The organism is Archangium sp. (assembly GCF_045802675.1).
Lineage (GTDB): Bacteria > Myxococcota > Myxococcia > Myxococcales > Myxococcaceae > Archangium.
The window spans coordinates 120,561-132,840 of sequence record NZ_JBJMQO010000129.1; the positions used below are offsets into that span (position 1 = coordinate 120,561).

11 protein-coding genes are annotated in these 12,280 nt (G+C 70.0%); 2 read left to right on the forward strand and 9 right to left on the reverse strand.

What is annotated here, in order from left to right:
- Window positions 1-21: 21 nt before the first annotated feature.
- A complete protein-coding gene (gene gyrB, locus ACJ8AN_RS35925; RefSeq protein WP_407760092.1) occupies window positions 22-2,475 on the reverse strand; it encodes a DNA topoisomerase (ATP-hydrolyzing) subunit B in 2,454 nt (817 codons plus the stop codon).
- A gap of 126 nt (window positions 2,476-2,601) precedes the next feature.
- Window positions 2,602-3,060, reverse strand: a complete 459-nt coding sequence (locus ACJ8AN_RS35930) for a hypothetical protein (RefSeq protein ID WP_407760093.1) — start codon at window positions 3,058-3,060, stop codon at window positions 2,602-2,604.
- 99 nt (window positions 3,061-3,159) lie between these two features.
- On the opposite strand from ACJ8AN_RS35930, the gene ACJ8AN_RS35935 reads away from it, so the two are divergent.
- On the forward strand, window positions 3,160-3,915 hold the full coding sequence (locus ACJ8AN_RS35935; protein ID WP_407760094.1) for a GNAT family N-acetyltransferase: 756 nt from the start codon (window positions 3,160-3,162) through the stop codon (window positions 3,913-3,915).
- 12 nt (window positions 3,916-3,927) lie between these two features.
- Here ACJ8AN_RS35935 and ACJ8AN_RS35940 read toward each other — a convergent pair whose 3' ends face one another.
- From ACJ8AN_RS35940 to ACJ8AN_RS35970, 7 genes are all read right to left on the reverse strand, one after another.
- Window positions 3,928-4,299: a response regulator gene (locus ACJ8AN_RS35940; RefSeq protein ID WP_407760095.1), complete on the reverse strand. Its 372-nt coding sequence runs from the start codon at window positions 4,297-4,299 to the stop codon at window positions 3,928-3,930.
- Window positions 4,296-5,942, reverse strand: a complete 1,647-nt coding sequence (locus ACJ8AN_RS35945; RefSeq protein ID WP_407760096.1) for an ATP-binding protein — start codon at window positions 5,940-5,942, stop codon at window positions 4,296-4,298. The genes ACJ8AN_RS35940 and ACJ8AN_RS35945 overlap by 4 nt, the downstream gene beginning before the upstream one ends.
- The gene (locus ACJ8AN_RS35950; RefSeq protein ID WP_407760097.1) at window positions 5,939-6,391 is read right to left on the reverse strand and encodes a response regulator; all 453 of its coding nucleotides are present in this window, start codon (window positions 6,389-6,391) and stop codon (window positions 5,939-5,941) included. Before ACJ8AN_RS35950 ends, ACJ8AN_RS35945 begins: the two co-directional genes overlap by 4 nt.
- Window positions 6,388-7,812, reverse strand: a complete 1,425-nt coding sequence (locus ACJ8AN_RS35955) for a sensor histidine kinase (protein WP_407760098.1) — start codon at window positions 7,810-7,812, stop codon at window positions 6,388-6,390. The genes ACJ8AN_RS35950 and ACJ8AN_RS35955 overlap by 4 nt, the downstream gene beginning before the upstream one ends.
- 216 nt (window positions 7,813-8,028) lie before the next feature.
- Complete coding sequence (locus tag ACJ8AN_RS35960; RefSeq protein WP_407760099.1) at window positions 8,029-8,745, reverse strand: double-CXXCG motif protein; 717 nt, start codon at window positions 8,743-8,745, stop codon at window positions 8,029-8,031.
- Between the two features lie 25 nt (window positions 8,746-8,770).
- Complete coding sequence (locus ACJ8AN_RS35965; protein ID WP_407760100.1) at window positions 8,771-9,499, reverse strand: TIGR02269 family lipoprotein; 729 nt, start codon at window positions 9,497-9,499, stop codon at window positions 8,771-8,773.
- Window positions 9,500-9,554: 55 nt separating this feature from the next.
- Window positions 9,555-10,724: a pyridoxal-phosphate-dependent aminotransferase family protein gene (locus ACJ8AN_RS35970; protein WP_407760101.1), complete on the reverse strand. Its 1,170-nt coding sequence runs from the start codon at window positions 10,722-10,724 to the stop codon at window positions 9,555-9,557.
- Between the two features lie 157 nt (window positions 10,725-10,881).
- On the opposite strand from ACJ8AN_RS35970, the gene ACJ8AN_RS35975 reads away from it, so the two are divergent.
- Complete coding sequence (locus ACJ8AN_RS35975) at window positions 10,882-11,898, forward strand: ChaN family lipoprotein (RefSeq protein WP_407760102.1); 1,017 nt, start codon at window positions 10,882-10,884, stop codon at window positions 11,896-11,898.
- The last annotated feature ends 382 nt before the right edge of the window (window positions 11,899-12,280 follow it).

Genomic DNA, 12,280 nt, shown 5'->3' on the forward strand with positions numbered 1-12,280 from the left:
ACAGTGTGAGGGCCCTCGGGCTCAGATGTCCAGGTTCTGCACGTCCAGCGCGTTGCGCTCGATGAACTCGCGCCGCGGCTCGACCGCCTCGCCCATCAGCAGCGAGAAGATCTCGTCGCTCTCCACCGCGTCCTCCACGCGCACCTGCAGCAGCGTGCGGGTGACCGGATTCATCGTGGTGTCCCACAACTGCTCCGGGTTCATCTCGCCCAGACCCTTGTAGCGCTGCAGGCCCAGGCCCTTCTGCGCGTCCTTGCGCACCGCCGCCAGCACCTCCTGCACCGACAGCGCCTGCACGTCCCCATCCCCCACCTTCACCGTGTACGGCGCCTTGCCCAGCGCGCCGAACACGTCCCGCAGGCCCACCAGCTCCAGATACTCGGGCGACGACAGGAAGCCGTGGTCGAACACCGACTGGCGCATCCCACCGTTGATGTCCGTCTTCACCACCAGCTTGCGCGTGTGGTGCTCGGGATCCACCGGATAGGAGACCTCGAAGCGGCCCAGCGTGTCCGGCATGCGCACCTTCAGGTACGCCACCACCTTGTCCATCTGCTCGCGCAGCGCCGCCTCGTCCGTCAGCGTGTTCGCGTCCACCCGGGCCGCCTGCACCAGCGCGTCCACCACCCGGGCGTCCCGCCGCGCCGCCAGCTTCTCCAGCCGCTCCTCGTACGTAATCACCTTCTCGAGCAGCGCGCGCAGCTCCGTGCCGCCCAGCTCCCCGTTCGGCGTCACCACCCGCGAGTGCTCCGCGGCGATCCGCAACAGGTAGTCGTTCAGCCCGCGCTCGTCCTTCACGTACATGTCCTTCTTGTTGCGCGTGACTTTGTAGAGCGGCGGCTGCGCGATGTAGAGGTAGCCCCTCTGGATGAGCTCCGGCATCTGCCGGTAGAAGAACGTGAGCAGCAGCGTGCGGATGTGGCTGCCGTCCACGTCGGCGTCCGTCATCAGGATGATGCGGTGGTAGCGCGCCTTCTCCGGGTCGTAGTCCTCTCGGCCAATCCCCGTGCCCAGCGCCGTGATCAGCGTCACGATTTCGGCGCTCGTGAGCATCTTCTCGAAGCGCGCCTTCTCGACGTTCAGAATCTTGCCGCGCAGCGGGAGGATGGCCTGGTTGCGCCGGTCGCGCCCCTGCTTGGCCGAGCCACCTGCCGAATCACCCTCGACGATGTAGAGCTCGCTCTCGCTCGGATCGCGGCTCTGGCAGTCGGCGAGCTTGCCCGGCAGCGAGCCACCGTCCAGCACGCCCTTGCGCCGCACCGTCTCGCGCGCCTTGCGAGCGGCGATGCGCGCCCGCGTGGCATCGCCAATCTTCGCGACGATCTTCTTGCTGACGATCGGGTTCTCCTCGAGGAACGTGGCCAGCTGGTCGTTCACCATCTGCTCGACCAGGCCCTTCACCTCGCTGTTGCCCAGCTTCGTCTTCGTCTGCCCCTCGAACTGGGGGTTGGAGAGCTTCACCGAGATGACGGCCGAGAGTCCCTCGCGCGCGTCCTCGCCCGTGGGCGTCTCCTTCAAATCCTTCCACTGCCCGCTCTTCTCGGCGTAGCTGTTGAGCGTGCGCGTGAGCGCCGACTTGAAGCCAGACAGGTGGCTGCCACCCTCGTGGGTGTTGATGTTGTTGGCGAACGTGTAGATGCGCTCGTCGTAGCCATCGTTCCACTGCAGGGCGATCTCCAGCGCCACCCCCTCCTTCTCCGTACGGAAGTGGATGGGCTTGTCGTTGAGCGCCTCCTTCGCCTTGTTGATGTACTCGACGAAGGAGACGATGCCGCCGTCGAACTTGAAGTCGTGCTCCTTGCCCACCCGCATGTCGCGGATGATGATGCGCAGGCCGGCGTTGAGGAACGCGAGCTCGCGCATGCGCTGGCTGAGCGTCTCGAAGTTGAAGTCCGCCGTCTCCATCACGGTGTTGTCCGGCTTGAACCAGATGAGCGTGCCGCGCTTGTCCGTCTCACCGACGGCCACCGGGTGCCCATCGGGCACGCCCCGCGCGTACGACTGCTCGTACACCTTGCCCTGGCGCTGCACGCGGACCTTGAACCACTCGGACAGGAAGTTCACGCAGGTGACGCCCACGCCGTGCAGGCCGCCGGACACCTTGTAGGCGCCGTTGCCGAACTTGCTGCCGGCATGCAGCTCGGTGAGCACCACCTCGAGCGTGTCCTTGCCCTTGAACTTGGGGTCCGGATGCGGACCCACGGGGATACCTCGGCCGTTGTCCTGCACGCTGAGAGAGCCATCCACGTGGATGACCACCTCGATGTCCGTGCAGTGGCCCGCCAGGGCCTCATCGACGGAGTTGTCCACCACCTCGTAGACGAGCTTGTGCAGCCCGTACGTCATGGTGTCGCCGATGTACATGCCCGGGCGCTTCCGGACGGCCTCCAGGCCCTCCAGTTTGGTGATGGCACCGGTGTCGTACTCCGCGGGCGACGGCGCCGCGGCGGCGCCGGGGGCGGGGATGTTTTCCATGCTCGAAAAATCCTTGGGAAGACGCTTGGCAGAACCGGTTGTGCCTACCACTTCGAGACACACCGGACAAGACTGTTGAGAACACGCAAGGCAGCGAAAAGATTCACGAAATGCCTCAACGCGACGCTATGCGTCATAACGCGGGGCGGGCTTCCTTTCTTCCAGGGCGGCTGCCAGCTCGCCGAACACCGAGCGCGAGGCGAAAAGGTGTCGCGTCACCAGTACCCGGCCGCCCTCGTCCAGGAAGAGGCCGAGCACGTCTTGCTGGCGGCCGAGCCGGCGCACGGAGTCGAGCTGCCCCCAGGACAGCTGCAGCTGGCCGCCGGTGAAGGGCCGTGCCACCTGGACGCCCCGTGTACTCAGGGTAACGCCCCAGCCGGGGCGCGGCCGCAGCCGGTGCCAGGCGAAGACGAAGGCGAGCATCAACCCCGCGGTGAGACCCACCCGGGCCATGACCAGGGGCGAGTGGCCCACGTTCCGGGCCTCCGCCAGCGCCCGGGCACTGAGGATGGCGAGCACGCACGCCCCCACGAAGAGGGCGCGGCGTATCGGACGCGGATCGAAGGCGAAGAAGCGGGGCTCCATACGAGCAGCCGTACCCTACCCTCCTGGAGGGCCAGCCGGGACTTTTCCGCATGCGCGCTGTCCACCCGCGAGCGTCTGGAAGCGCCTACCCTGGAGCCCATGACGGACGCTGAACTCACCGCGCGCCTGCGCGCCAACCTCCTCACCTTCCGGCTGCTGCAGGCCCGCCAGGGGCGGTTGCGGATGAGGGAGCTGCCGGGGGTGCGCGCCTTCGCGCTGCCAGAGCTCGGCGGCAACCTCTTCCAGCAGCAGATCCTCTACGAGGAGGCCCGGGCACTCGCCGGGGCGCTCGAGCCCCTGGAGGCCTGGTATCACGAGCTGGGCGTCCGGACCTGGCGCGTGCCCGTGTACCCGGGAGACGCCACCGCCGAGGCCGTGCTCACCCGGGCCGGGTACCGCCCCGGCGACTGCCTGCCCGCCATGGGCCTCGCCCTGGCGCATCCGCCGCCCCAGTTGCCCGCGGGCCTCACCCTCGAGCACCCCGATGACCTGGACGCGGTGCTGACGCTCAACGCGCTCTTCTACGGCCAGGACTCCGTCGCCCACCTGGAAACGTGGCGCACCCCACCGCTGCCCTCCGCCCAGGTGCACGTCGTGCTGGTGCGCGAGGCGGGCCGGGCACTCGCCGGGGGCGTCTGCGTGGAGCAGGGCGACACCGCGGGCATCTACCTCGTGGCCACCCACCCCGGCGCGCGCCGCCGGGGCCTGGGCGCCCTGGTGATGCAGGCCCTGCACGCCGACGCGCTCGCCCGGGGCCGCACCGTCGCCGTCCTCCAGGCCTCGCCCATGGGCCATCCCCTCTACCAGCGGCTGGGCTACCGGGACCTCGGTGGATGGACGAGCTGGGTGCGCTAGCCGGCCGGGCCCTCACTCGCGCAGCAGGTGCTGGCCCACCGTGTCCACCAGCACCTCCACGTCCACCGGCTTGCGCAGGTAGGCACTCGCCCCCGCCTCCTGGGCCATGGCCGCGTTGCCCGCCGAGGCGGAGAAGATGACGATGGGGATGTGCTTCCACTCGGGCACCGCGAGCATCTCCTTCGCGAAGCCCAGGCCGTCGAGCACCGGCATCATCATGTCCAGCAGCACCAGGCCGGGCAGCGGCAGGGCGCGCGCGAGCACCTCCAGCGCCTCGCGCCCGTTGCTCGCCGCCAACACGGTGAAGCCCGCGTCGCGCAGCACCTCCTCGAGCGCCTCGCGCAAATCCGTGTCGTCATCCACCACCAGCAGCGGGCGCGTCATGCGGGCTCCTCCACCGCCGCGGGGGCGGCGCGCAGCGGCAACTCCAGGGTGAAGCGGGCCCCTCCGCCCGGACGCTGCTCGGCCCAGACGCGGCCCCCATGTGCCTCGGCCGCCCGGCGCGCCAGGTACAGCCCCAGCCCCAGCCCTCCGTAGGAGCGCGAGGACACCGCCCGGCCGAAGCGCTCGAAGATGCGCTCCAGTTGGTCCTCCGGAATGCCGATGCCCCGGTCCTCCACCACCATCCGCACCCCCTCCCCGTCCGGCCCCACCCGCACGTCCACCGGCTGGCGCGCGCCGAACTTGAGCGCATTGGCCACCAGTCCCGACACCACCTGCTCCACCCGCATCCGATCCCACTGCCCCACCAGGCCCGGCGCCGCCTCCAGCTTCAACGCGCAGCCCACCGCCTGCGCTTCCGCCTCGAAGCGCTCCAGCACCTCGCCCACCAGCTCGCCCAGGTCCACCGGCTCCAGCGACAGGGGCAGCTCCCCGGTGGACAGGCGCGACACGTCCAGCAGCGTCTCCACCAGCGTGCCCAGGCGCCGCACCTGGCGCAGCCCCCGCTCCAACCGCGCCGCCAGGTCCGCCGAGGACTCGCGCCGCACCCGCTGCACCAGCGTGCCCAGCTGCAGCCCCAGCGTGGTGAGCGGGGTGCGCAGCTCGTGCGCCGCCACCGAGAGGAAATCGTCGCGCAAGCGGATGGCCTCCTGGGACTCGTGGTAGAGGCGCGCGTTCTCCAGCGCCAGCGCCGAGCGCCGCGCCAGCTCCTGCGCCACCGACAGGTCCTGCGCACCGAAGCGCGGCCGGCTCCCCGTGGTGCCCAGCGTCATCACGCCCAGGCTGCCCGTGCGCCCCTGCAGGGGCACGTGGATGACGGAGCGCAGCCCCAGGCCCAGCATCCGGCGCAGGTGCTCCGGCGAGCGCGCCAGCGCCTCCAGCCGCGCGGGCGTCACGTCCGGGAGCAGCTGGGGCTCGCCGCGGCGCCACACCCACACGGGGCCCGAGTGGGCCTCCGGGTCCAACGGGAAGAGCCGGTCCGTCTCCAGGCCGAGTGCCACCGTCGCGGGCTCCTCGTGCGCCAGCGCCGTCACCCGGAGCGTCTTCCCGTCCTCGGAGGTGTAGAGGGCGCACCAGTCCGCCAGCTCCGGCACCGCCAGGCGCACCACCTGGTCCGAGGTCTCCTGCAAATCCAACGAGCGCGCCAGCTGCTCCCCGGCGCGCGACAGCAGGGCCCGGTCCCACTCGGCCCGGGAGCGCTCGTGGCGGATGCGCGCCTCCTCCAGCTCGCGCGCCACCGCGGCCGGCAACCGGGTGAGCCGCGACTTGGGGAAGTAGTCGCGCGCCCCGGCCTTCATCACCTCCACGCCCTCGTGCTCGCCCACGCTGCCGGAGACGACGATGAAGGGAATGTCCAGGCCGCTCTCCTTCAGCACCTCGAGCGCCCCGGGCGCATCGAAGCCGGGCAGGGCGTAGTCCGAGAGGATGAGGTCCCAGGGCTCATGCGCCAGGGCGGCCCGCAGCTCCTCGGCCGTCTGCACCCGCTGGAAGTGCGTCTCGAAGCCGCCCCGGCGCAGCTCGCGCTCGATGAGCTCCGCGTCGTCCGGATTGTCCTCCACCAGCAGGACGCGCAGGGGCCTCGTCATCCCCGCACTCCCGGCTGCGGCGCGAGGTTGAGCATCAGCCAGTACAGACCGAGCTGGCGCGCCGCCTCGACGAACTCGTTGTAGCTCACCGGCTTGCGCACGTAGCTGTTGCACCCCTGGCTGTAGCTCTCCACCAGGTCCTTCTGCTCGTCCGACGAGGTGAGGACGACCACGGGCAGGAAGCGGGTGAGCATGTTGGCGCGAAGCTGGCGCAGCACCTCGTGCCCATCCAGGCGCGGCAGCTTGAGGTCCAGCAGCACCAGCGCCGGCAGCGGCTGGCCCGCCCGGCCCGAGTACGCCCCGCGCGCGAAGAGGTAGTCGAGCGCCTCCACCCCGTCCTCCACCACCTCCAGGGGCTGGGTGACGCCCGCGCGCTGGAAGGCCCGCCGGGTGAGGTCCACATCGTCCGGGTTGTCCTCCACGAGGAGGATGGTGCGTGGGCTGCTCATGGGAGCGCCTCCTGAAGGGTGAAACGGAAGAGGGCGCCCTCGCCCGGCATGGCCTGCGCCTCGATGTGCCCGCCGTGCCGCTGCACGATGCGCTGCACCGTGGCCAGGCCGATGCCCGTGCCCGGATACTCGGTGGCCTTGTGCAGCCGCTGGAAGGGGCTGAAGAGCTTGCCCGCGTACGCCATGTCGAACCCCACCCCGTTGTCGCGCACAGCGTAGTGAGGCACCCCGGCCACCGTCTCCGCGAAGAACTCGATGCGGGCCCCGGAGCGCTTGCTGGTGAACTTCCACGCGTTGCCCAGCAGGTTCTCCATCAGCACCCGGAGCAGCCGCGCGTCCCCCTGCACCACGAGCCCGGGCTGCAACGCGAACGTCACCTCGCGCCCGGGCTCCTGCTGGCGCAGCTGCTCGGCCACGGAGGCAGCCAACGCGCCGAGGTCCACCGGCTCGCGCTCGAGGTCGGCGCGGGTGACGCGCGAGAGCTGTAGCAAATCATCGATGAGCTGGCCCATGCGCGTGGCGGCCGCCTGCAGGCGCCCGAGGAGCTGGAGGCCGCCGGGAGACAGGCGCTCGCCCTCGTCCTCGCGCAGCGCCTGGGCGAAGCCGTCGATGGCACGCAGCGGCGCGCGCAGGTCATGGGAGACGGAGTAGCTGAAGGACTCCAGCTCGCGGTTGGCGGAGGAGAGCTCGGTGGTGCGCTGGGCGACGCGGGCCTCCAGGCGCGCCTCGCTGGCGCGCAGGGCCTCCGCCTGGGCCCGCACCTGGGCGAGGCTCGACTCATAGTCCCGGGCCAGGGCGAGCAGCTGGCGCCGGCTGAACCACGCCAGCAACACGCCCACGAGGAGCGCCCACGCCACCCCGAGCCCGAGCACCATGTGGCCCGCCCGCTCGGCCTCGAGCCCCCGAAGGGTGGCGCGCCGGTACTCCTCCGCGATGATGGAATCCAGGGTCGCCCGGATGGCGTCCATCCGGGCCTTGCCCGCTCCCGAGCGCATCAGGGACTGCCAGTCCTCGTCCTTGCGGAAGAGCTCGAGCTGCCTCGTGGCGAGCTGCTCCCAGTCCCGCCAGCGCTCGCGCAGCTCCTCCAGCGACGACTCCTGCACGGGCTCGCCCGCCACGCCGCTCTCCAGCTCCCCGACCGCCTGGGGGAGCCGTTGTCCGGCGGCCTGGTAGGGCTCCAGGAAGGCTGGATTGCCCGTGAGGAGATAGCCGCGCATGCCCGTCTCCCGGTCGATGAGCAACTGGCGCACCCGCTCCACCTGGGTGAGCGTCACCTGGGAGCGCCGCGCCCGCTCCTGCGCCTGCAGCAGCGAGCCCACCTCCCACAGGAGGACGGCCGCGAGCAGCAGCAGCAGCGTCAACGGCAACAGGAGGGCCCTCAACAGCAGGCGGCGGAAGCGTCGCGGTTCGGACAGGGGCATCGAGCGAGCGGAAGGGGCGGACACGTCCCCGAGAAGGTTGGGGGCCGGAGGAGACCCTTCAACCCATGCCACCGGCCACGGAAACGAGCGGGCGAGGCGGCTTGCCTGGAACGGGACGGAACGAGAGGCGACAGGACGCGGCGGTGGAATGACTCTCGGCAATGTGCCCCTGCTCCTCGAGAACATCACGTTTCCCTGAGGGCCTGACGCGTTGGTTCAAGCCGTGCGCAGGGGAATGAAGCTCACACCATCCAATCCCAGACGCTGGCAAGCGTCGTAGACGCGCTCGGTGCAGACGATCGTAGTGGAGAAGTCCTCCAACCGGAACAGGTCCAGTGCGCTGTCCACCGTGGATAGGTCCAGCAGCATGTTCTTGGGACGCGTGAGGCCGTGGTACCCACACCTCGGACAGGGCGGTGCGCGGTTGGAAGGCAGGCAGTCCGGGTGTAGACGACCTACCGGAAGCATCTCTGGCTCGAGCAACTCGGGCGCGTTGCGCTGACGGAAGCGAAGCTGAGTGGGGCACCCCTCGAGACCTCGTAGTCCCTCGGCCTGGAGTTTCTCGAACGCCTCACGCTGCACCAGCAGCCACCAGGGATACGGGCACACCAGAGGCCCGAAACGGCCCTGCGCCCTGCCCACCAGTGGACCCAATGCCACGCCCGGCTCCAATACGGCTCTTGGAGGGAGCAGGGGACGCACTATCTCGCACAGCCTTTCATACTCCTCGAAGGGCTCGGCCCGGGCCTCCTCGAAGTCGGCCAGGGAGGCGACCGAGGTCAAATCCACCGAGGGGTAGGCCTTGGAGTCATCACCCCCGGAGCCCTTGCAACCAGGGCAATTGAGGATGCCCGGAAGCCCCCATTTGTGCGTGGCAGAAACCTCTCCCGTGTAACCCGACGACCTGTCTTCCCTGATGTTGAAGTAGCGCATCCGTGGGGCCCTTCACCGTGCTCATTCAGTCGCAGTAATACCGCACGAGTGGGCCATTGACGTTGAATCTCAACATGAGCTCTCCCGCGAAACGCCAGATCTCTTCAGTACGGGCACCCTGATTGCTGTCTCTGAACTGTCGCCAGGCCTCGTTCCATCGTCCCCCGCTGGGCCCCCCACTGTGCAGCCACCGGTGGAAGCTCCTGGGCACACGAACGGTGAAGGCATGGATGTCGATGGGCTTGAGCTTGAACCACGCGGCCAACTCCCGCGGGAAGATGTGATGTTTCTCCAGCGGCTCCCATGAGTGGACGCATGGGGGCCGGAGCACCCTGGGCGCGTACTGCCCACGGACGTCCCAGTTGTGCCAGGGGATTTCGAAGACGGGCTCCGCACCTCCTGGCACCGCCAGCGGGCGTCCCCACCAGCGGCTCGGACTGCCGGGGGAGCGGAGCATCGGCGGCTCCATCACCGGCGCCTCGAACATCGGCTCCACCACGGCCTGCGCCAGCAGTACGCGCGGAGCCTCTTCCTCCTCCACCACGTCCCGGCACCGCCAGACGGCGCAACCCGTCTCGCCGCACAGCGGCACCACACAGCTCGGGTCCGCTCGGGCCTCCTCCCACGAGGAGGCCACGGGCGCCAACGGTTCGCCCTCCTCGCCCACGGCATGCACCGTGGGCGCAGTGGTGGCGCATGCCGTCAACAGCACGCACAGCAGTGACAGCCAGCTCCAGGAGCGTGGGGAGCTCATCCTTCCCACGCTACTACCGGTCCGCCTGGCGTCACCGCCTCCGTGCCGCTACGTCTCAGCGCGCCGCGAGCAGCTCCACCTGTGCGGCGGCCACGGCACTGCCCGGCTCGGCCCGGTGCCCCGCCGCCGCGAGCGCCCGCTCCACCGCGCCCACCGTGGCCAGCACATCGCTCGGGCCCACCACGTTCATGTGTCCCACGCGGAAGTAGCGCGTCTTGAGTTGCGGATGCAGTCCTCCCGCCAGCACCACGCCCTGCTCACGCGCCCGCCCCACCATCCCAGCGTCCACGCCCTCCGGGTAGTACACGGCGCTCAGCGTGTGCGCCGCCAGGGACTCGCTCACGGGCAGCATCTTCAGCCCCATCGCCCGCCACGCTGCGCGGAAGGCGTGCGCCATGCGGCGATGACGCACGAAGCGCGCCTCCATCCCCTCGCGCAGAATCTGCCCCAGGCTCACGTCCAGCGCGTACACCAGATTCACCGGCGGCGTGGCGAAGTAGGCCGGCTTGCCTCCCTCGTAGGCCTCCATGATGGGAAGCCACTCGGCGAAGTCCGCGTAGAACGAGCGCACCGGCGTCTTGCGAGCGCGCCACGCGGCCATGGCTCGCGGGCTCACCGTGAGCAGCGCCAGCCCCGGGGGCACTCCAATCGCCTTCTGGCTCGCGGTGAGGTACACGTCCGCGCCCCACGCGTCCTGGTGGAACGCCTCGCCCGCGGTGGCGCACACCCCGTCCACCACCGACAGCACGCCCTGCCGGCCCGCGGCCCGCACCAGCGCCTCCACCGGCGCCAGCACTCCGGTGCTCGTGTCCACGTGCGTCACCGTCATCAGCTTGAAGCGGCTCCCCGCCAGCAGCCGCTCCACCTCCGCCACGTCCGGCGCCTCGCCCGGCGCGCACTTCGCCTGCACCACCTCCGCCCCATGGCGCTCGAGAATCGTGGCCATCCGGTCACTGAAATACCCGGTGTTCACCACCAGGGCGCGCTCGCCCTGCTCCACCAGGTTGGCCACCGCCAGCTCCATGGCCAGCGTGCCGCTGCCAGCCACCACGAAGGGCTGTGCCGAGGGCGCCAGACACACCTCGCGCAGCCGCTTCAGCGCCCGGCCGAACACGGTGATGAACTCGGGGGCCACGTGGCTGGCCGTCTTCATGCTCAGCGCCCGCAGCACCTCCGGATCGAACTCCACCGGGCCGGGAATCATCAGCAGGTCTCGCTCGCTCATGGGGATTCCTCTCTCTTCGTTGACGTTGGGGAGGGCGTACCGTAGCCCGACTCGCGACTCCATGGCGGATTGGGTGGATGTCGGAAAACGACAACGCCGGGCGCTCCGGACGCACCGGCCGTGGCCCCTCCCCGAGCGAAGTGGCTGACTGCGCCCCATGCGCACCTCGACTCCCCTCCGGCTCTGTGTCGCCCTCCTGCTGGCCTGTGGCTGTGCTGCGTCCTCCGCGAATCGCGCCCCCGAGTCCCACGCGGACACATGGCGCAGTGCGCTGAACCGCGACCATCCGCTCGTGGGGAAAATCTGGGACGTGCGGCGGGACGTCTGGGTGGACGAGCCAGCACTGCTGGCGGAGCTCTCCCGGGCGCGCTTCGTGCTCCTCGGCGAGCGGCACGACAACCCCGACCACCACCTGCTCCAGGCCGAGGTGGTGCGCGCCCTCACCGGCTCCGGCCGCGAGCCCGTGCTCGCCTTCGAGATGCTCGACGTGGAGCAGCAATCCGCCGTCGACGCGGCGCTCGCTCGCGCGCCCGGCGATCCGGATGCCCTCGCGCAAGCGGTCGCCTGGGAGAAGAGCGGCTGGCCCGACTGGTCCCTCTACCGTCCCATCTTCGCCGTGGGCCTCGAGCGCGGCCTGCGCATCGTCGGCGCCAACCTCCCGAGCGCCCAGGTGAAGCAGCTCGTCACCCGTGGCCCCGAGGCCCTCCCTCCGGAGACCTTCACCCGGCTCGGGCTCGAGGTGCCGCTGCCGGAGGATACCGCCCGGGCCATGCGCGCGGAGATGCTCGAGTCCCACTGCGGCCAACTGCCCGAGTCCATGCTCGATCCCATGGTGCTCGCCCAGCGGGCACGCGATGCGCAGATGGCGGACCGGCTGCTCGCCACCGCCTCACCGGACGGAGCCATTCTCATCACCGGCGCCGGCCACGCGCGCACCGACCGGGGCGTTCCCGCGCAGCTCACCCGACGCGCCCCCGAGCTCCCGGTGCGCAGCCTCGCCTTCCTCGAGGTCTCCTCCGATTCCCGCGAGCCGCTCGACTACGCGCCCTCGGACAGTGCCGGAAAGCTCCCGTATGACTTCGTCTGGTTCACCCCCGCGGAGGAGCGGGAGGACCCGTGCGCCATGTTCCAGGAGCAGAGGGCTCCCGCGCTGGGAAAATCCCCCGGGAAATAGCGTGTCAGGCCCGGCGGGCGTGCCGCGTCTCTTCAAGTGTAGGCGGGAGCGACGACGGCGGATTCGCCCGAGCCCCCGCGAAAACTTTGAAGCGCCCGTCAGGAGAGGTCATACACGCACCTCTGTTGGTTCGAATCCAACTCCCGGCACCATGCGCCGGGATAGCCAAATGGTAAAGGCACTCGACTCTAACTCGAGCATTTCGACGGCTTCCCCACTCGGGCGTTTCAATCCCTCTCTGACAGCATTCGCGTCCGGCCGAAGAGGCCCTACAAGCCCATTCATCTCGATGTCGCCGGTTCGATCCCGGCCCTCCCGATTCCACACCGGGAGGTAGCGCGCGGATTTCTCCAAATCCGCCCGGGCGGGTAGCCTCGCGCGC

Bases quoted from the DNA above. Each gene is read 5' to 3' on its own strand.
- gyrB (WP_407760092.1), bottom strand. From the start codon at position 2,475: ATGGAAAACATCCCCGCCCCCGGCGCCGCCGCGGCGCCGTCGCCCGCG.
- ACJ8AN_RS35930 (WP_407760093.1), bottom strand. From the start codon at position 3,060: ATGGAGCCCCGCTTCTTCGCCTTCGATCCGCGTCCGATACGCCGCGCC.
- ACJ8AN_RS35935 (WP_407760094.1), top strand. From the start codon at position 3,160: ATGACGGACGCTGAACTCACCGCGCGCCTGCGCGCCAACCTCCTCACC.
- ACJ8AN_RS35940 (WP_407760095.1), bottom strand. From the start codon at position 4,299: ATGACGCGCCCGCTGCTGGTGGTGGATGACGACACGGATTTGCGCGAG.
- ACJ8AN_RS35945 (WP_407760096.1), bottom strand. From the start codon at position 5,942: ATGACGAGGCCCCTGCGCGTCCTGCTGGTGGAGGACAATCCGGACGAC.
- ACJ8AN_RS35950 (WP_407760097.1), bottom strand. From the start codon at position 6,391: ATGAGCAGCCCACGCACCATCCTCCTCGTGGAGGACAACCCGGACGAT.
- ACJ8AN_RS35955 (WP_407760098.1), bottom strand. From the start codon at position 7,812: ATGCCCCTGTCCGAACCGCGACGCTTCCGCCGCCTGCTGTTGAGGGCC.
- ACJ8AN_RS35960 (WP_407760099.1), bottom strand. From the start codon at position 8,745: ATGCGCTACTTCAACATCAGGGAAGACAGGTCGTCGGGTTACACGGGA.
- ACJ8AN_RS35965 (WP_407760100.1), bottom strand. From the start codon at position 9,499: ATGAGCTCCCCACGCTCCTGGAGCTGGCTGTCACTGCTGTGCGTGCTG.
- ACJ8AN_RS35970 (WP_407760101.1), bottom strand. From the start codon at position 10,724: ATGAGCGAGCGAGACCTGCTGATGATTCCCGGCCCGGTGGAGTTCGAT.
- ACJ8AN_RS35975 (WP_407760102.1), top strand. From the start codon at position 10,882: ATGCGCACCTCGACTCCCCTCCGGCTCTGTGTCGCCCTCCTGCTGGCC.